Below are 16517 nucleotides of genomic sequence, written 5' to 3'. Positions count from 1 at the left end.
ATACATTATTTACGTAAAAAAATACCGGCCCTGGGGCCGGTATTTTCCTTAATGTCGGCTTACTTTGTTTTCAGGGCAAGCGGATTAAGCTTCACATCCTGATAAAAGTTAACCCAGGAGAGATATCTCTCAGGCGATGCCCATACGCGGTAGTGCATGCGCGCCATAGTAACCGGGTCACTCAGCAGCACCAGACGACGGTCACGGGTAAGCTTGTCCGGGGTCTCGTTCAGCGCCTGCTCAACGTGACGCTCACGGGCGATCTCCAGAATATGCCCGCTACGGTGACGTGCCGTTGCCATTGCCGTTGCCAGCGCGTTAAACGACGGGTTGAACACCGCGTGCATAAAGCCATCTTCCAGTGAACGGCCGCGGTTCAGTTCCAGATACTTGTCGGTATCGACCAGTACCTGCGGCGGAGAGTACTCCTCCGGGATCAAGAACAGTTTCCAGCGCTTAGTACGCAGGCCCGTCGTTGAACGACTGGAAATGACCGACACGAACGGAGAGAGGATCAGCGAGAAGACGATCGGCGCCAGCCAGAACAGGAAGCGCAGATCCAGCCATGCCATACCCACTGCCCATACCAGCCCCAGCAATAGCTGAGAACCGTGGCGCATGAAGGCTTCGCCCCATGGAGTCGAATCATCGTCACGCTGCGGTGAGTTCCAGACCACTTCCCAGCCGAGGAATGCGCTGACCACGAACACCGTGTGGAACAACATACGCACCGGCGCCAGCAGTACAGAGAACAGCACTTCCAGCAGCAGGGAGAGCGTCACCCGCACAAATCCACCATACTCTTTCGGCCCTTTGCACCACACCAGAATGATACTCAGCAGTTTCGGTAAAAACAGCAGGACCATTGTTGAGGCAAAGAGCGCGATAGCCAGTTCCGGGCGCCACTGCGGCCACACCGGGAAGAGCTGACGCGGTTGCAGGAAGTACTGTGGCTCCGTTAATGCATGTACCACCTGCAGTGCAGTCGACAAGGCCAGGAACATAAACCACAGCGGCGCGGACAGGTAGGACATGACCCCCGTCAGGAACACCGCACGGTGTACCGGGTGCATCCCCTTGACGAGGAACAGACGGAAGTTCATCAGGTTGCCATGACACCAACGGCGGTCACGTTTAAGCTCATCAAGCAAGTTCGGCGGCAGTTCCTCGTAAGAACCTGGCAGGTCATAGGCAATCCAGACGCCCCACCCCGCACGACGCATCAGTGCGGCTTCCACGAAGTCATGCGAAAGAATCGAACCGGCAAAGGAGCCTTCACCCGGCAGCGGTGCCAGCGCACAGTGCTCGATAAACGGCTTCACGCGGATAATCGCGTTGTGACCCCAGTAGTGCGATTCCCCCAACTGCCAGAAGTGCAGTCCCGCGGTGAACAGTGGGCCATACACGCGTGTCGCAAACTGCTGACAACGTGCGTAGAGCGTATCCATACCAGAGGCTTTCGGCGACGACTGAATGATACCCGCGTTCGGGTTCGCTTCCATCAAACGCACCAGCCCGGTCAGACAATCACCGGTCATCACGGAGTCGGCGTCCAGCACCACCATGTAACTGTACTGGCTACCCCAGCGACGGCAGAAATCATCGATGTTACCGCTTTTACGTTTCACGCGGCGGCGGCGGCGGCGGTAGAAAATTTGCCCTTCGCCCTGCACCTCGGCGATCAATTCCATCCAGGCTTTCTGCTCGGCAACGCAGATGTCCGGGTTGTAACTATCACTCAGGATGTAAACGTCGAAATGCTCACCGTTCCCGGTCGCTTTAACCGACTCCCAGGTCGCACGCAGGCCCGCAAAAACGCGATCAACATCTTCGTTACAGATAGGCATGATCAACGCAGTACGGTGCTCAGGATTGAGCGCCTCATCACCGACAGTGGAAGCGGAGATACTGTATTTATCCCGCCCTATCAGCAACTGTAAGAAGCCCATAAGCGCGGTCCAGAAACCGGCCGACACCCAACAGAACAGGACGGCGAACAGAATAAGGATGCCGGACTGCAGCACATACGGCAGTAGCTGCATAAAGGAAACCCACAGATTCTGACCCACCATGTCCGACGGGTTAATCAGCGCCCAGCCCTGGTAAGGCAGGATGGTCTTCATGTACCAGGTAGCGACCACGGTTTGCGACAGAGTCAGCAACAACAGGATGTAACGGCGAATAGAACCCACCGTACGCCATTTTTGCTCGCTGGCCTGCTCTTCTTTCGTTAAACGCGACATATAGCGCGGCTGAACATCGCGACCGCGCAGCCGATCCCAGAAGCGCCCAAGCGGGTTCGTTCTCCAGGGATCCGGGAACATCGAAGAGCGCTTCGCTTTTGGCATCGCCTCCAGTTGTGTACGCCCTTCATCATCTTTAACGAGTTGACCTTTCGCGAGGGAATCAGGCCAACTGTGTTCAAGACGCGCTTTCACTGAACCCAGCGGCGAATCATCATCACGAGTCCAGCTATGACGTTCCTCGTCCAGGGCTTCATGCACGGCACGAAGACTCTCTGTCGGCAGCGCTGCCTTTTCCGCATCCGGAAGCGGCAGCGCGTCGATATACTCAGTTGTCTTATTCATTGGAAGGTAGCTGATAGCTCCAGGTTTCACTCAGGGTCTTGTCACCATTGACCAGCGCGGCACGCATATCGGTGGTTTTCTTCGGATCTTTAACCTTAACGCGCAGCATTAAACGCCAGCCTTGCGTGACAGGATTATAACGAACGGTGTTTTCAACGATTTCGCCATTATCACCGATACTGGCCTGCGCGGTGACGGGGGTGTCTTTCGGCAGTTGCTTCATATCCTGACCGGTGAAGTCCACCACAAAAGCCTGTGTGCCATCCGGCTGACGAATCAGGTTGGATTGTTTGACATCGCCAGTAGAGCGACGGGTCTGCATTACCCATGCGTTATCAGGCGCGTGCAGTTTGTCTTCATCGCGGCTAAAGGTGATGGTGTATTTGAAATTCATCTCTTTACCCGGTTCCGGCAGTTGATCCGGCGTCCAGTAAGTGACGATATTATCGTTGGTCTCGTCGTTGGTCGGAATTTCCACTAGCTCTACCTTCCCTTTACCCCAGTCGCCTTTCGGAGTGATCCAGGCGCTCGGACGCAGGTCGTAGCGGTCATCAATATCTTCAAAACGGGAGAACTGGCGACCACGCTGCAGCAGACCAAAGCCCTGCGGGTTTTCCATGGCATAACTGCTTACCGCCAGGTGTTTCGGGTTATTCAGCGGACGCCAAATCCACTCGCCGTTTCCGGCCAGCATCGACAGGCCGTTGGAATCATGCAATTCCGGACGGTAGTTGGTTGCTGGTGATGGCTGAGACGGCCCGAACAGGAACATACTGGTGAGCGGCGCTACGCCCAGTTTGCCCACTTTGTCACGCAGATAGACTTTAGACTGCACGTCAACGACAGTATCGCGCCCTGGAATGATCACAAAACGATAGGCGCCCGTCGCACGCGGGGAATCCAGCAGTGCAAAAATGGTCAGGCGTTTATCCGTCGGTTTTGGACGTTCGATCCAGAACTCTTTAAAGTGAGGGAACTCCTCCCCTGACGGTAGAGCCGTGTCGATCGCCAGACCACGGGCGGAAAGACCATATACCTGGCCTGCGCCAATCACACGGAAGTAGCTGGCACCCAGCATACTGACGATTTCATCGTTTTTATCTTTATTATTAATGGGGTAGAGGACTTTGAAACCGGCAAATCCGAGATCTTTGACCGTGTCTTTATCGTGCTGCACATTGCCAAAGTTAAAATAATCCGGGCTGTATTTAATTTTGCGAACAGCGGTGGCAGTCACTTCATTGATAGCAACCGGCGTGTCGAAGTACATGCCCTGGTGATAAAATTCAAGCTTAAATGGGGTATTAATGGCGTTCCAGTAGGCCTTATCATGGTTGAATTGAATCTGCTGATAATCCGCATATTTCATCTCACGGAATACGGACGGCAGATTGCTCTTTGGCGCTTCGTAACCTTTGCCTGCTAAGGATTGTGCCTGTTTTGCGACATCGTCAATGGAAAAAGCCCAGCCTGATGACGTATAAAGTGACAACAGTACCGCAGCACCCAACCAACGCATTTTCATCATTCGTAATTTAGGTTTCATAATAACTAAGCACTTCCCCCTTTGTGTGCTTAAATCGATCCGATCCATTTTAATGGAAACTTTGGCATTCCGACAACTGAATCCCCGCTTTGTTCAGCGCGCTGGCTCAGTGAATAAGCAAATGAAACTAACCCTTTATCGTTTTGCGTACTTATCCTGGAGACAGTCTATCGGTCATAGTGTAGGGTTGATTAGGAATGTAATCATTATTTGTCTTATGGATAAGACGAAAAGTCTGAGAGTTAAAGGAGTCATATGAGCAGAATACCCGCACAACGTGAATATTTCCTTGATTCCATCCGCGCGTGGTTAATGTTGCTTGGGATCCCTTTTCACATTTCGCTGATTTATTCGAGTCATATGTGGCACGTGAACAGCGCACACCCCTCGTGGTGGCTGACCTTGTTCAATGACGCGATCCACGCCTTCCGTATGCAGGTGTTTTTCGTCATTTCCGGTTACTTCTCTTATATGCTTTATCTGCGCTACCCGCTACAACGCTGGTGGACGGTACGCGTCGAGCGTGTTGGCATCCCGATGCTGACCGCCATTCCTCTGCTCACGCTTCCGCAATTTATTATGTTGCAATATGTCAACGGACGCGCGCAGGACTGGCATACGTTATCGCTGTACGACAAATTTAACACCCTGGTGTGGGAATTGATTTCTCATCTCTGGTTTTTGCTGGTACTGGTCGTTCTCACGACGGTCAGCATGTGGCTGTTCCGCAGAATTAAAAGCAATGCGGCCCGTCTGCTCGACAACATTACGCTGGGCAAACTCTCCCTGGCGTTTCTGGCATTCGGCATCATTTACGCGGCATTCCGCCGACTCGTATTCATTATTTACCCTGATATATTGCGCGACGCGTTGTTCAATTTCGCCGTCATGCAATCGCTGTTTTATATTCCCTTTTTCCTGCTGGGCGCGCTAACCTTCATTAACCCGCGCCTCAAATCGCTCTTTATTAACCCCTCCCCTGCCTGTTTTGTTGCTTCGCTTATCGGCTTTGCCGCCTATCTGCTGAATCAACACTATGGCAGCGGCGATGGCTGGATGTATGAAACCGAATCGGTGATTACCATGCTGCTGGGTTTGTGGATGGTGAATGTGGTCTTTTCGCTGGGTTATCGCATGCTGAATTTCCAGTCTGCCCGCGTGAGCTATTTCGTTAACGCATCGCTGTTTATCTATCTGGTACATCATCCGTTAACGCTGTTGTTCGGTGCGTGGATAACCCCACACATTCACTCTAACTTGCTTGGATTCACCACCGGCCTGGTGTTTGTCATTGGTTCTGCGCTACTGCTCTATGAAGCGCACCTACGTATTCCGGTGCTGCGTTTCCTCTTCTCGGGTAAGCCGGAAGGTAAAACCAGCAACACACATGCGACAGCGCGTTAATCGAAGAGTGGCTGCCTAATCAGAGTAGCCACTCAACCGGCAGGCGTGACGCCAGCCGTACCAGCATCCGTTGCCAGAACCGCGTCTGCGGTTCTTTTTTCAATACCGTCTCCTTGCCGTTTTGCAACGCCACCCAGTTAATACGTCCCCAGCGATCAAGGCGTAGTTGCCAGGCTGCCGCACGCTGACTACGCAAAAAACGGTGATGAATCCGCTGCGCCAGATCGGCACTGTCGATCACAAAACCCATCTCGGTGTTCAGCATGGCCGAGCGCGGGTCAAAATTAAACGATCCGATAAAGACCTTTTCTCCGTCGATACTGAATGTCTTGGCATGCAAACTGGAGCCGGAATTCCCGGTGAGCCCACGATCATGGACCGGGTGTGCCTCATCACGGGTTGGCTTAAGTTCATACAGTTCTATTCCGTGGCGAAGCAGCTTCTTGCGCCAGCGCGCATAGCCCGCATGAACCACTGAGACGTCGTTCGCCGCCAGAGAATTGGTAAGAATAGCGATACTTACACCTTTGCGCGCCAGACGAATAAGCTGGGCAACCCCCCGACGTCCTGGAACAAAATAGGCCGAGATAATATCCACCTGCCGTTGCGGCGTACCCATCACATTATTCAGACGCTCCGGTAACAAGGTATGCGTACGTGCTTTTCCCTGCCCTTTACGCGGGTCATCGCTCAGTAGCCGGGTTTTCGCCCAGACTATGGGGAGCGTCCCGGACTCGAGCTGACTGGCAAAAGGGGTAGATTCCAGCTTGTTCCGGTAGCGCACTGCGGTGATATCCTGATACCAGGCCTCCGGCAAACGGATGCGCCCGGCGATCTCTTCGCGTGGCAAATCCAGTACCGCATGCAGCGGCGACACGGACTCAGAGTGCCAGTAGCGGGAAAAATCCTCGCTGACATCACGTACCACCGGGCCTATCGCCATAACATCAAGGTCGGTAAATAATGGCTCTTCCCCGGCGCCAAAATAGGCATCTCCGACGTTGCGGCCACCGACCAGCGTCACCACACCATCGGCAGTAAAGCTTTTATTGTGCATACGACGGTTGAGGCGAGCGAAATCGGTAAGATATCCCAGCGCTCGTAACGTGCGAAATGAGAAGGGATTGAACAGGCGAACCTCAATATGCGGATGGGCGTCAAGCTGGCGTAAAACATCATCCATGCCAAGCGTATTGTTGTCATCAAGCAGCAACCGGACGTGAACACCGCGATCCGCGGCCTCCAGGAGCGCAAGTAACAGTAGCCGCCCGGACATATCATCCTCCCAGATGTAATACTGCACATCCAGGGTTCGCTGGGCCATTTCCGCCAGTCGATACCGCGCCACAAAAGCATCCAGGCTGTCATCAAGCGCTACCAGCCCGCACAGGCCTGGGTGGGCCGCGCACAACGGCTTGACAGCGCGCCCCAGCCGCGTATCTGGCGGCGGGGTCGCAGGCTCTTGCGAGGGGAAATCAGGTTCATCGAATATTTTTATTGTCATAGCTGTCAAAGTATATCTGCACGCGCCGCGTCTGGTGGGGTAGATAATCCGAAACGCATCGCTGCAGGCGTTCTACGCCTGCGTTCGTTAACAAGAAAATGGGCAGGTAAAAGGAAAAGTATCGCAGCGATGCGCTGGCCATCCCGTTTTCCATAAAGCGTGGCTATCCGAGCTGCATACCATGACCAGAATGGTTTTCGTAAAGGCGATAATTAGCAACCTGCGGCATCTTATCCGCCGGCATTCGTCTGCGTTCCACGCTGTGTCAGCAGTCGCCGATACAACTTGGCGTTTTCGTCATCAAAGCAGACGAACACTACCCGACGTATTTGCGGATGGTCAGCGAGAAATGCCTCGACGGTATTGACGGCGATTTCTGCGGCGGCGGCTTTCGGATAACCATAGACGCCAGTGCTGATCGCCGGGAAAGCAATGGATTCGTAGTTATTGGCTTCGGCCAGCATCAGGCTGTTGCGATAGGCATCTTCCAACAGGTGAACATCATGGTCATCTCCGCCATGCCATACCGGACCGACAGTATGCACTACGGCTTTTGCGGGTAACTTTCCGGCGGTGGTGATCACCGCATGCCCAGGCGGACAATCCCCTTGCTCCTGACGTACGCGCCGACAGGCCTCCAGCAATGCCGGACCAGCCGCCCGATGAATAGCACCATCCACCCCACCACCGCCGAGCAGTGATGAATTCGCCGCATTAACAATAACATCCACGCTGACGGTGGTGATATCCCCCTGAATAACCTGCATTATCGCTTGCATGTTTCTGCCTCGTGGCTTTCTCTTCTCTCAAGTGTAGCGCAGCCAGGTATGAAAATTGATCAGGCCCAGTCTGCATTATTTCGCACATTGAGCCTGTAAAAAGATCAGTTATAGGTGATGTCCATTACAGCCAGCGTATGCGCGGGGTTGAGGTAGTTGATTTTCATCGTCACAAGGTTGTCGAAGCCACTCTGCTCCTGGGCAAGGTTTTTCAGGGAGAATTGTTGGGTTTTCGCCTGTCCCTGGCGGTCACAGGCTACCGTGGCACGATGGGCGTCGACACGGACATCACACGGGGTTTCGACAACAGCCCCTTCAAAATAGATAACACCGCCGGTCGCCGCTATCGCAACAGAGCTGCATACAGCGGCACAGTAAAGGGCTGCTGGAATAAGCAGCATATGCGAAGTTGACATATATACCTCAATAATGAATGGTCTTTGCAGGTGGTGAGAGGGGCACCGCGCAGACACCTTTTAAAACAAGATGTCAACTTTATGTATACATTAATTAATCAAATTTAACAGCCATGAAACAAATTATTTTTCAGAGAAACATTCATTAAATGAATAGGTTACAGCGTTTGCTGTGATGTCCAGCGCTGAGACAAATTCACTGACTGGCCATCCGTAACGGTAACCACGATGTCGACACTATCCTGCGCTTCAATATTCATACTTAAGCGCATCAACGATGTCGGTTGATTTGCGATAAATTGAACCGTCTTGCGTTGCTGTGTGCGACTCTGGCCGCCCTCCCCCTGTCGCGTTGCCAGAACCTGTACCTGACAGAGGCAATTTTCAGTGAGTAAAACCTGTGGGGTAATCGTGTACATATCGCCGACGCGGGTCGTGTCGAAGGTAATCTGGCTGGACAGCGCGGCAAGTAATAACAACGTATTCATAACGCCTCCCAAAAAGAAACAGGGCCGTAGCCCTGTTTCTTCAAACGATATGTCTGTTAGTACTGGTTGGCAGTGGCGTTGTTGCCGAAACCAACCTGATGAACGTTTACGGTAGAGCCAGAAGCAGTCTGGTTGACCAACGCACCATTGCCGCCACCATACTGGCTGACAGAAATTGTAGAGTCTCTGCTGTTCCACTGGTCAATGGTTGCGCTGTTATGGAAACCGTTTTGTGACAGGCTGATAGTGCTGTCATCAGAACCCTGACCAACATCAGCACCGTTGCTTGAGCCATTCTGACGAATTGTCGTTGTAGAATCGCGCGCATCGGATTGCAGTGCCAGCGCGGAGTTGCTGCTACCAGTCTGGTAGATGCTCAGTTCAGAGTCCGGACCGCCATAGTTATGGCCGCCATGACCTGAGAACTGCGGGACGCTGCCTGCAAAAGCACTGGCTGAAACGACGATCGCTGCTACTGCTGCCACTTTGAAAAGTTTCATGGTAAACCCCCATCGGATTGATTTTAAAGCCACAATGGCATCAACGTTGTATAACGCGTATGTCCATTTGCGACTGTCTCTGGACAACGACTGCTGTTTTCTGTGTACCGTACTGAGTAATACTCGCCCTGTTACCCGACCCTTTTTGGATAATCATTGCGGTGTTGCCGTAAGCGCCTTGTGTAATATTCGCGTCATTAGCACTGCCTGACTGATCGATATATGCAAGGTTATATGCTCCTGACTGGTCAATTTTTGCCGAATTGCTCCCGCCGTTCTGGGAAATAACTGACAATAACTTCGAGCCAGTTTGATTAATTTGTGCGTTATTATTTGCACCGGATTGACCAATAATGGCCGCTTTATTGTAGGCAGCGGCACTTAATTCATTCACCGCCAGGTTATATTCCGAACTTGCCATATCATAACCTGTAGCGGCGGCGAACCCAGGTGCACCCAGCATTGTTAACATCATAAATAACAACTTGTTTTTCATGTTGTCACCCTGGACCTGGTCGTTTATTAAAAAACAGTTTAAATATTCGTTCCGCTGGCGATAACACACTCAATTAATTTGTTAACGCTGCGTTACGGAAATCAGTATGGTCAGGTCGTAAAATAAAATATCTCACCCGCGATTCGTATTTTTTACTCCCTAATTAATACCAAAGTATGAATATTCGTATTGTTACAGTCAGGCGTATATAGAGAGCGTATTTAAACCATTTTAAACAGGCGGGTTTGCTTATAACAATTTGGTTGTAACGAGGTAATCAGTAAGTATGTTCTGCGAAGGAGATAACATTTCTTCGTTCGACCTTCACAATGCCTCCTTTTTTTCGATGCACAAATTGGACATCATCCCTCATACCAAAATCTTTGTTATGGTATGAATGATGCTACTTTTTAATTACTAGAAATATAATTACAATACAATAACATACAATAATTTGTATGATTTTTTAAATTTGTGCAAGTATGATTTCGTGTACAACTTACCTATCAAAAATAAACAATAAAAAATCACTTGAGAAATATTTTAATATTTATTTTTACATTACGTTACATGTTTAACACTTGCTTTAAGAATGGCAATGACTAGATTGGAATTAGCAGCACTCATTTTGATTTATTAATTTCCCTTAATTGTTAGGGATTAAGTATTTATTACTACACACAGCAACACAACATCTGTCAGTACCTCTGGTTCCCCACCTTTTTGGTGGGGAAGCTGCGGATGTCCTAAACGCGGGGTTTCATCATGTTCAGTGAAGTCCAAAGTTCGTACAATCATGCATTGTTGTTAATTACCAAACCCTCTCTGCAGGCAACAGCCTTGTTGCAGCATCTGAAACATTCTCTGTCGATGACAGGAAAATTGCATAATATTCAACGCTCTCTGGATGATATTCCCAGTGATTGCCTGGTGTTATTCGATATGATGGAGGCGGATAAGAAAATCATTCAATACTGGCAGGACGTTTTGTCCAGAAAAAACAATAACCTAAAGTTATTGTTAATGAATACGCCTGATGACTATCCGTTCCGTGAAATCGAAAACTGGCCACATATCAATGGGGTAGTTTACGTCTCGGAAGACGAATCCCGCATGGTTGAGGGATTACAAGGGATCCAGCGCGGCGAGTGTTACTTTTCACAAAAGCTTGCCAGCTACTTAATTACCCACTCTGGAAATTATCGTTATAGCAGTTCGGAGTCGGCATTGCTGACCCACAGAGAAAAAGAGATTTTGAATAAGTTGCGCATTGGCGCATCCAACATTGAAATCGCCCGCTCTCTGTTTATCAGCGAGAATACGGTAAAAACGCATCTTTATAATCTTTTCAAAAAGATAGCGGTTAAAAACCGAACTCAGGCAGTCTCCTGGGCCAACGATAATCTCAGGCGTTAACGCCATGAAACGCGCATCGCATTACCTTGCGGCAGCAACATTATTGCTCGCCGCCGGGAATCTGCACGCTGTCGAAGTGGAGATTCCCGGTTTATTAACCGACCATACGGTTTCTTCGATCGGACACGATTTTTATCGTGCTTTTAGTGATAAATGGGAAAGTACCTGGACAGGGAATTTAACTATCAATGAAAGACCAAGTGCTCGCTGGGGAAGTTGGATAACCATCACGATTAATCAAAGTGTTGTTTATCAGACTTTTATGTTCCCAACGCGGCGCGATTTTGAAAAGAACGTTGATATTGCACTTGCACAGACACACGAAGCACTCGACCGTCGCCAAATTGATCAGGCACTACTGAGCACCCGCGATTTAGCGACAGATGAATTCTAAAACACGATAAATATCCGGAGGGTAACATGCGTATCGCATATGCCGTCATTTCATTAATGTTGATAACACCATTAAGTTGGGCGGGACAAATGACATTTCAGTTCCGCAATCCTAATTTCGGTGGTAACCCTAATAATGGTGCTTTTTTATTAAATAGCGCACAGGCTCAAAACTCTTATAAAGATCCCAGCTATAAAGATCTTGGCGTTGAGAGCACATCAGCGCTTGATAATTTCACTCAGGCTATTCAATCACAAATACTGGGTGGGTTATTAACAAATATAAATTCCGGTAAACCAGGTCGAATGGTAACCAGCGACTTTATTGTTGATATTGCCAACAAAGATGGACAGTTACAATTAAATGTAACTGACAGAAAAACAGGCAAAACGTCGACTATTCAGGTTTCAGGTTTACAAAACGGTTCAACCGATTTTTAAAGCATCGCCATTACAGGACAATAATCATGCAGCGCTTATTCATACTTCTGGCCGTGTGTTTATTAAGCGGATGCTTAACTGCGCCGCCAAAACAAGCCGCCAAACCTACGTTATTACCTCGGGCACAAAGCTACAGTGATTTGACACATTTGCCACTGCCTTCCGGTAAAATATATGTGTCGGTGTATAACATTCAGGATGAAACCGGGCAGTTTAAACCCTATCCGGCCAGTAACTTCTCGACCGCCGTTCCGCAGAGTGCGACCTCCATGCTGGTGACGGCGCTAAAAGATTCACGTTGGTTTGTTCCACTGGAACGCCAGGGGCTGCAGAATTTACTGAATGAGCGCAAAATCATTCGCGCGGCGCAGGAAAATGGCACGGTTGCAATTAATAACCGCTTCCCGCTCCAATCATTGACCGCAGCAAATGTCATGATTGAGGGCTCGATTATCGGTTATGAAAGTAACGTGAAATCGGGGGGCGTTGGCGCGCGATATTTTGGTATAGGTGCGGACACGCAATATCAGCTCGACCAGATTGCCGTTAACCTGCGAGTGGTCAACGTGAGTACCGGGGAAGTGCTTTCGTCAGTGAATACCAGCAAGACTATTTTGTCCTATGAAGTGCAGGCCGGGGTATTCCGCTTTATTGATTATCAGCGTCTGCTGGAAGGCGAAGTGGGCTACACGGCTAACGAACCGGTCATGCTTTGCCTGATGTCAGCGATTGAGACAGGGGTGATTTTACTGATTAACGACGGTATCGACCGTGGGCTTTGGGATCTGCAAAACAAGGCAGAAAACAAAAACGAAGTGCTGGTTAAATATCGCGAGATGGCGGCGATGCCTCCGGAATCCTGATGGCAAACGCAGAAAAAGCGTGACGGTTAAATCGTCACGCTTTTTTTTGTTCTTTTGTCATATCACCAGCGTTACGGGCTGCGAGCCACAGGCCGCTGTTTTTCATGGCATAACCAAACAACAACCCGACCACAAGCGAAGGCACTATCATGCGCCAGTCGCCCTGCCCCGCAAATGTCGCGCACGCGCCAATAAAGGTACCCGGAACGAAAGAAAGCAGCAGATTTTTCGCCTGGGCACACATCAGAAACGCCACCAGCCCGGTCATGACATACCCTACAATCTCAAGATGCGGAGCCAGCGCGCTACCGTGAATAATTACCAGCGCCCAGGCCACCCCGCTCATTAACGTGCAGGCAGAGATTAACAGGCCTTTAAGGCCACCTTGCGGACAGGCAAAGTAAGCGGTACAGCCAAGGAATCCGGCCCAGCCGATCAGACCGAGAGAGACGGCAACCCAACCCCAGAGACCGGAGAGAATACCTGTTGTTAATGCAATAGAGAGGAGTATGTTCATGGCGCGCATCTTAGCAGATACGCACCTTATTTATGTGACAGGGGACGCAATAATTGCAATGTCACATTTCCCGTTGCATATTAAATGTGATTGAAATCACACTTTATTCCTCTGCGGATTCCTGCAACTCATCCCACATGGCAGAGAGAGCATCACGCGTCAGCGGCGCCATAGTACGCCAGAATGGGGTAGTCGCATGCGCTTCCACCTTACCGAGGAAGGTGCCACACCACGGCAGCAGATATTCTGCAAAGAGCGTTTCCAGCGCTTCACTTTCATCTTCTGCTGACTGATCTTCAAGCCAGGAGGCGGCCAGCAGCAACGTGCCAAAATGGTCCGCAGGTGCGTCTGTCAGCGGCATACCGCGAGTCGAGAGAAATGCTCGCACTTCGGCTTCCGTAGCCCCATCCACCCATGCGCTGCGATACGGGGAAACGCGGCACTCGTTGCCGACAAATAGCGCGTTGAAATCAGCGGCCAACCCCTGCGCGTCACAATTCTTTTGCAGACGCTCCAGCATTTCATCCTGCTCCAGCGGCCAGTTTTGCGCCAGCTTCCCTTCACGTATGAGGGTATAGAGCGGCACGAGTAAGGGATCCTGTGGCTGACGATAAAACAGTGAACCCAGTACGCGGCAAAGGATGGAAAATTCGTTCATGCAATGATTCCAGTGGCTAATTAAAAGTCGGCAAATTCAGTAATGGGCGTCATTCCGCGCGCTTCAAGGAAGCTCAGCATCCGGCGCGGTGTGACATTCAGAATACGATCTTCCGGGAAGTCGACCTCATCAAGGATTTCACGGCACTGCGCAAATTCACCCAGCGTAAATGCTGTATGCGAGTCGGAACCCAGCGCAACCCATCCGCCCGCATCACGCACGGCGGCAGCAATAGCACGGCAATTCGCTTCGCTGCCTTTCCGCGAATGAAGGAAAGAGGAGTTGTTGATTTCCAACGCCACGTTGTACTTCGCGGCAGCAGCGGCAATCGCCGGGATGTCCACCGGATATTTTGGATTACCCGGATGGCTGATGATATGCGCATAACCATTCGCCATTGTCGCAATCATCGCCTGAGTATTGGTGTCTTTATCCTGTGGGGCAAACACCGGTTCGTGAAAACCCGCAATGATCAGATCGAGCGACGTCAGCATAGGACCGCTACAATCGATTTCCCCTTCAATATTTTTGATGTTGGCTTCAATGCCGCGCAGAATGCCTACGCCATCCACAACGCGTGGCCAGATACGCATGTTAATGAAGTGCCAATGGTGCGGCGCATCATCCATATCAGGGCCATGATCGGTGATAGCGAAAAGCTTAATCCCTTTATGCTTTGCTTCGGTAATGTAGTCTTGCAGGGTGCTATAGGCGTGGGTGCTGGCGACGGTATGCATATGCAGGTCAACGGGATACATGAAACTCTCCTGTAGTTGTTTGTGCAAGGATAGCAGTTATCGCCGCCATTTTTAATGAAAAACCCGGCCTGACACGTAAGTGTCATTAATAACCGCGAAGGCGATCGACACGACCTTTCACCCTTTCGCCACGTTCAAGTTTGTCGATCGCAGTAGCAATAAAAGCAATAGCCTCATCTGCACGGGTGGTGGCCGCAATATGTGGCGTCATGGCAACGCGGGGATGCGCCCAGAGCGGATGGTCGGCTGGCAGCGGCTCGCGGCTAAAGACATCCAGCATTGCCCCTTTCACTTTGCCGCTATTAAGCGCCTGCAGAAGATCGTCTTCAACAACGTGAACACCGCGCGCCAGGTTCATAATATAGCTATTGTCCGCCAGTTGGTTTATCACGCTCAGGTTAATGAGCCCCACCGTTTCTGGGGTGTTAGGCAGTAAATTGATCAATACGCGTGTTCCGTGCAGAAACGCGCCAAACTCTTCCGCCCCTGCAAAACTGACCACGCCCGGCAGATCTTTACGTGACCGACTCCAGCAGCGTAGCGGAAAACCCCAGGCGTGCAGGCTGGCGGCCACTTTCGCCCCCAGTATTCCGGCGCCAAGGATGCCAATGGTAAAATCTTCGCGCCGATATTCTTCCAGCTCCAGCCACCTGGCCTGCTGTTTTAATGCCTGGTAATCATCAAACCGACGGAACCAGTGCAGTACCCGGCTCACCGCATATTCCTGCATCTGCAATCCCATACCAGTATCTTCCAGGCGAAATAGCGGGATGTGTTGTGCCAGCATTTCCGGATGCGCCTTGAGCTTACTCAGAATAGAGTCGACGCCAGCCCCCAGCGCAAACACCCCTTTGAGCTCACGACCGCGTAGCATTTCAACAGGCGGATGCCAGACCAGCGCATAATCGGCAGGGCCATCATCACCCTCGCGCCATTCACGTACGTTCGCGCCGGGTAATGCCTTGCGCAATGCTGGCAGCCAGGCGGCGGGATCGAAGGTCGGGTGATAAAAGATAATCTCCATTTCTGCTCCAGATTGATGGTGTTGTTTCCCGGTAAATGTCGGGTTTACTTGCCGTTTTGTTAGATGATTATGTTCACACATCACCTTAGCAAATATCACTGAAAGTCTTCATAAAAGTGTTTCGCGGGGAAAAAAGCCAGTTTCAGAACATTTAAGAAGCAAGTTGATTGAAGTTTGTCTAAACGCGCTAATTTATTGAAAAAGAAGATTGACGGAAGTGCCGGTTTTCCCTACATTAGCGCCCGTCCCGACAACATCGGGAAGACAATGTGGTGAGGTGTCCGAGTGGCTGAAGGAGCACGCCTGGAAAGTGTGTATACGGCAACGTATCGGGGGTTCGAATCCCCCCCTCACCGCCATCATTTCAGATAAGAGCCTGTACGAAAGTACGGGCTTTTTTCTTTTATAGTCTCCCATACCAGGGGGGATGAGAACCCCCGACCGGGGTTCGACAACCGGCGTCAGCCGGGTGGACAGATGACGAGCCTGCGAGGAAGCAGCCCGCAGGGCGAGCGAAGCGAGTCAATCCCCCCCTCACTGCCATCATTTCAGATAAGAGCCTGTACGAAAGTACGGGCTTTTTTCTTTTATAGTCTCCCACACCAGGGGGGATAAGAACCCCCGACCGGGGGCTCGACAACCGGCGTCAGCCGGGTGGACAGATGACGAGCCTGCGAGGAAGCTGCCCGCAGGGCGAGCGAAGCGAGTCAATCCCCCCCCTCACCG

At 50.9% G+C, this 16517-nt stretch carries 17 protein-coding genes, 1 tRNA gene and 1 other RNA gene; 7 read left to right on the top strand and 12 right to left on the bottom strand.

The window, feature by feature from the left end:
- Positions 1-59: 59 nt before the first annotated feature.
- Together mdoH and mdoG are read right to left on the bottom strand one after the other, a co-directional pair.
- Positions 60-2588, bottom strand: a complete 2529-nt coding sequence (gene mdoH / locus MRY16398_RS10705) for a glucans biosynthesis glucosyltransferase MdoH (protein ID WP_071195456.1) — start codon at positions 2586-2588, stop codon at positions 60-62.
- Positions 2581-4116 carry a glucans biosynthesis protein MdoG gene (gene mdoG, locus MRY16398_RS10700; RefSeq protein ID WP_103245499.1) on the bottom strand — a complete coding sequence of 512 codons (1536 nt, stop codon included), beginning with the start codon at positions 4114-4116 and terminating at the stop codon, positions 2581-2583. Before mdoG ends, mdoH begins: the two co-directional genes overlap by 8 nt.
- Before the next feature lie 273 nt (positions 4117-4389).
- On the opposite strand from mdoG, the gene mdoC reads away from it, so the two are divergent.
- The gene (mdoC, locus tag MRY16398_RS10690; RefSeq protein ID WP_079496417.1) at positions 4390-5538 is read left to right on the top strand and encodes a glucans biosynthesis protein MdoC; all 1149 of its coding nucleotides are present in this window, start codon (positions 4390-4392) and stop codon (positions 5536-5538) included.
- A 19-nt stretch (positions 5539-5557) separates the two neighbouring features.
- On the opposite strand, the gene MRY16398_RS10685 is transcribed toward mdoC, so the two are convergent.
- From MRY16398_RS10685 to csgB, 6 genes are all read right to left on the bottom strand, one after another.
- Entirely contained in the window at positions 5558-7042 is a 1485-nt protein-coding gene (locus MRY16398_RS10685; protein ID WP_108701055.1) for a phospholipase D family protein, read from the bottom strand.
- 230 nt (positions 7043-7272) lie between these two features.
- Positions 7273-7821: an O-acetyl-ADP-ribose deacetylase gene (gene ymdB, locus MRY16398_RS10680; protein ID WP_079496415.1), complete on the bottom strand. Its 549-nt coding sequence runs from the start codon at positions 7819-7821 to the stop codon at positions 7273-7275.
- Between the two features lie 104 nt (positions 7822-7925).
- Complete coding sequence (locus MRY16398_RS10675; protein WP_125124334.1) at positions 7926-8237, bottom strand: hypothetical protein; 312 nt, start codon at positions 8235-8237, stop codon at positions 7926-7928.
- A gap of 158 nt (positions 8238-8395) precedes the next feature.
- Positions 8396-8725, bottom strand: coding sequence for a curli assembly chaperone CsgC (gene csgC / locus MRY16398_RS10670; RefSeq protein WP_125124333.1), 330 nt, complete (start codon positions 8723-8725; stop codon positions 8396-8398).
- A 56-nt stretch (positions 8726-8781) separates the two neighbouring features.
- Complete coding sequence (csgA, locus tag MRY16398_RS10665) at positions 8782-9225, bottom strand: curli major subunit CsgA (protein WP_041851773.1); 444 nt, start codon at positions 9223-9225, stop codon at positions 8782-8784.
- A gap of 40 nt (positions 9226-9265) precedes the next feature.
- Positions 9266-9721, bottom strand: a complete 456-nt coding sequence (gene csgB, locus MRY16398_RS10660) for a curli minor subunit CsgB (RefSeq protein ID WP_041851774.1) — start codon at positions 9719-9721, stop codon at positions 9266-9268.
- A gap of 765 nt (positions 9722-10486) precedes the next feature.
- Here csgB and csgD point away from each other — a divergent pair.
- From csgD to csgG, 4 genes are read left to right on the top strand one after another with little or no spacing between them, the layout of a single operon-like run.
- Complete coding sequence (gene csgD / locus MRY16398_RS10655) at positions 10487-11137, top strand: biofilm master transcriptional regulator CsgD (protein WP_125124332.1); 651 nt, start codon at positions 10487-10489, stop codon at positions 11135-11137.
- A 4-nt stretch (positions 11138-11141) separates the two neighbouring features.
- Positions 11142-11531, top strand: coding sequence for a curli production assembly/transport protein CsgE (gene csgE / locus MRY16398_RS10650; RefSeq protein WP_041851776.1), 390 nt, complete (start codon positions 11142-11144; stop codon positions 11529-11531).
- Between the two features lie 26 nt (positions 11532-11557).
- Positions 11558-11971, top strand: a complete 414-nt coding sequence (gene csgF / locus MRY16398_RS10645) for a curli production assembly/transport protein CsgF (protein WP_041851777.1) — start codon at positions 11558-11560, stop codon at positions 11969-11971.
- A 26-nt stretch (positions 11972-11997) separates the two neighbouring features.
- Positions 11998-12834 carry a curli production assembly/transport protein CsgG gene (gene csgG / locus MRY16398_RS10640; protein ID WP_041851778.1) on the top strand — a complete coding sequence of 279 codons (837 nt, stop codon included), beginning with the start codon at positions 11998-12000 and terminating at the stop codon, positions 12832-12834.
- A gap of 34 nt (positions 12835-12868) precedes the next feature.
- Here csgG and MRY16398_RS10635 read toward each other — a convergent pair whose 3' ends face one another.
- The 4 genes from MRY16398_RS10635 to ghrA form a co-directional block, all read right to left on the bottom strand.
- Positions 12869-13351, bottom strand: a complete 483-nt coding sequence (locus MRY16398_RS10635; protein WP_125124331.1) for a DUF1097 domain-containing protein — start codon at positions 13349-13351, stop codon at positions 12869-12871.
- Between the two features lie 103 nt (positions 13352-13454).
- Entirely contained in the window at positions 13455-14009 is a 555-nt protein-coding gene (locus MRY16398_RS10630; RefSeq protein WP_041851780.1) for a TorD/DmsD family molecular chaperone, read from the bottom strand.
- Positions 14010-14029: 20 nt separating this feature from the next.
- Positions 14030-14767 (bottom strand): phosphatase, encoded by a 738-nt coding sequence (locus MRY16398_RS10625; protein ID WP_041851781.1) that lies wholly within the window; start codon positions 14765-14767, stop codon positions 14030-14032.
- A gap of 85 nt (positions 14768-14852) precedes the next feature.
- Positions 14853-15791 carry a glyoxylate/hydroxypyruvate reductase GhrA gene (gene ghrA / locus MRY16398_RS10620; protein WP_110296070.1) on the bottom strand — a complete coding sequence of 313 codons (939 nt, stop codon included), beginning with the start codon at positions 15789-15791 and terminating at the stop codon, positions 14853-14855.
- A gap of 271 nt (positions 15792-16062) precedes the next feature.
- Here ghrA and MRY16398_RS10615 point away from each other — a divergent pair.
- Positions 16063-16150: transfer RNA gene (locus tag MRY16398_RS10615), tRNA-Ser, on the top strand.
- 47 nt (positions 16151-16197) lie between these two features.
- Positions 16198-16334, top strand: a non-coding RNA gene (locus MRY16398_RS10610) — RtT sRNA.
- Positions 16335-16517 lie beyond the last annotated feature (183 nt).

The sequence above is a fragment of the Phytobacter sp. MRY16-398 genome, assembly GCF_003925915.1.
Lineage (GTDB): Bacteria > Pseudomonadota > Gammaproteobacteria > Enterobacterales > Enterobacteriaceae > Phytobacter > Phytobacter diazotrophicus.
The sequence above is the reverse complement of the archived record's forward strand: the minus strand, read 5'-3'. Positions and strand labels throughout refer to the sequence as shown.

What these genes read in the sequence shown, in the direction of transcription:
- mdoH (WP_071195456.1), bottom strand. Translation starts at nt 2,588, where the DNA reads ATGAATAAGACAACTGAGTATATCGACGCGCTGCCGCTTCCGGATGCG.
- mdoG (WP_103245499.1), bottom strand. Translation starts at nt 4,116, where the DNA reads ATGATGAAAATGCGTTGGTTGGGTGCTGCGGTACTGTTGTCACTTTAT.
- mdoC (WP_079496417.1), top strand. Translation starts at nt 4,390, where the DNA reads ATGAGCAGAATACCCGCACAACGTGAATATTTCCTTGATTCCATCCGC.
- MRY16398_RS10685 (WP_108701055.1), bottom strand. Translation starts at nt 7,042, where the DNA reads ATGACAATAAAAATATTCGATGAACCTGATTTCCCCTCGCAAGAGCCT.
- ymdB (WP_079496415.1), bottom strand. Translation starts at nt 7,821, where the DNA reads ATGCAAGCGATAATGCAGGTTATTCAGGGGGATATCACCACCGTCAGC.
- MRY16398_RS10675 (WP_125124334.1), bottom strand. Translation starts at nt 8,237, where the DNA reads ATGTCAACTTCGCATATGCTGCTTATTCCAGCAGCCCTTTACTGTGCC.
- csgC (WP_125124333.1), bottom strand. Translation starts at nt 8,725, where the DNA reads ATGAATACGTTGTTATTACTTGCCGCGCTGTCCAGCCAGATTACCTTC.
- csgA (WP_041851773.1), bottom strand. Translation starts at nt 9,225, where the DNA reads ATGAAACTTTTCAAAGTGGCAGCAGTAGCAGCGATCGTCGTTTCAGCC.
- csgB (WP_041851774.1), bottom strand. Translation starts at nt 9,721, where the DNA reads ATGAAAAACAAGTTGTTATTTATGATGTTAACAATGCTGGGTGCACCT.
- csgD (WP_125124332.1), top strand. Translation starts at nt 10,487, where the DNA reads ATGTTCAGTGAAGTCCAAAGTTCGTACAATCATGCATTGTTGTTAATT.
- csgE (WP_041851776.1), top strand. Translation starts at nt 11,142, where the DNA reads ATGAAACGCGCATCGCATTACCTTGCGGCAGCAACATTATTGCTCGCC.
- csgF (WP_041851777.1), top strand. Translation starts at nt 11,558, where the DNA reads ATGCGTATCGCATATGCCGTCATTTCATTAATGTTGATAACACCATTA.
- csgG (WP_041851778.1), top strand. Translation starts at nt 11,998, where the DNA reads ATGCAGCGCTTATTCATACTTCTGGCCGTGTGTTTATTAAGCGGATGC.
- MRY16398_RS10635 (WP_125124331.1), bottom strand. Translation starts at nt 13,351, where the DNA reads ATGAACATACTCCTCTCTATTGCATTAACAACAGGTATTCTCTCCGGT.
- MRY16398_RS10630 (WP_041851780.1), bottom strand. Translation starts at nt 14,009, where the DNA reads ATGAACGAATTTTCCATCCTTTGCCGCGTACTGGGTTCACTGTTTTAT.
- MRY16398_RS10625 (WP_041851781.1), bottom strand. Translation starts at nt 14,767, where the DNA reads ATGTATCCCGTTGACCTGCATATGCATACCGTCGCCAGCACCCACGCC.
- ghrA (WP_110296070.1), bottom strand. Translation starts at nt 15,791, where the DNA reads ATGGAGATTATCTTTTATCACCCGACCTTCGATCCCGCCGCCTGGCTG.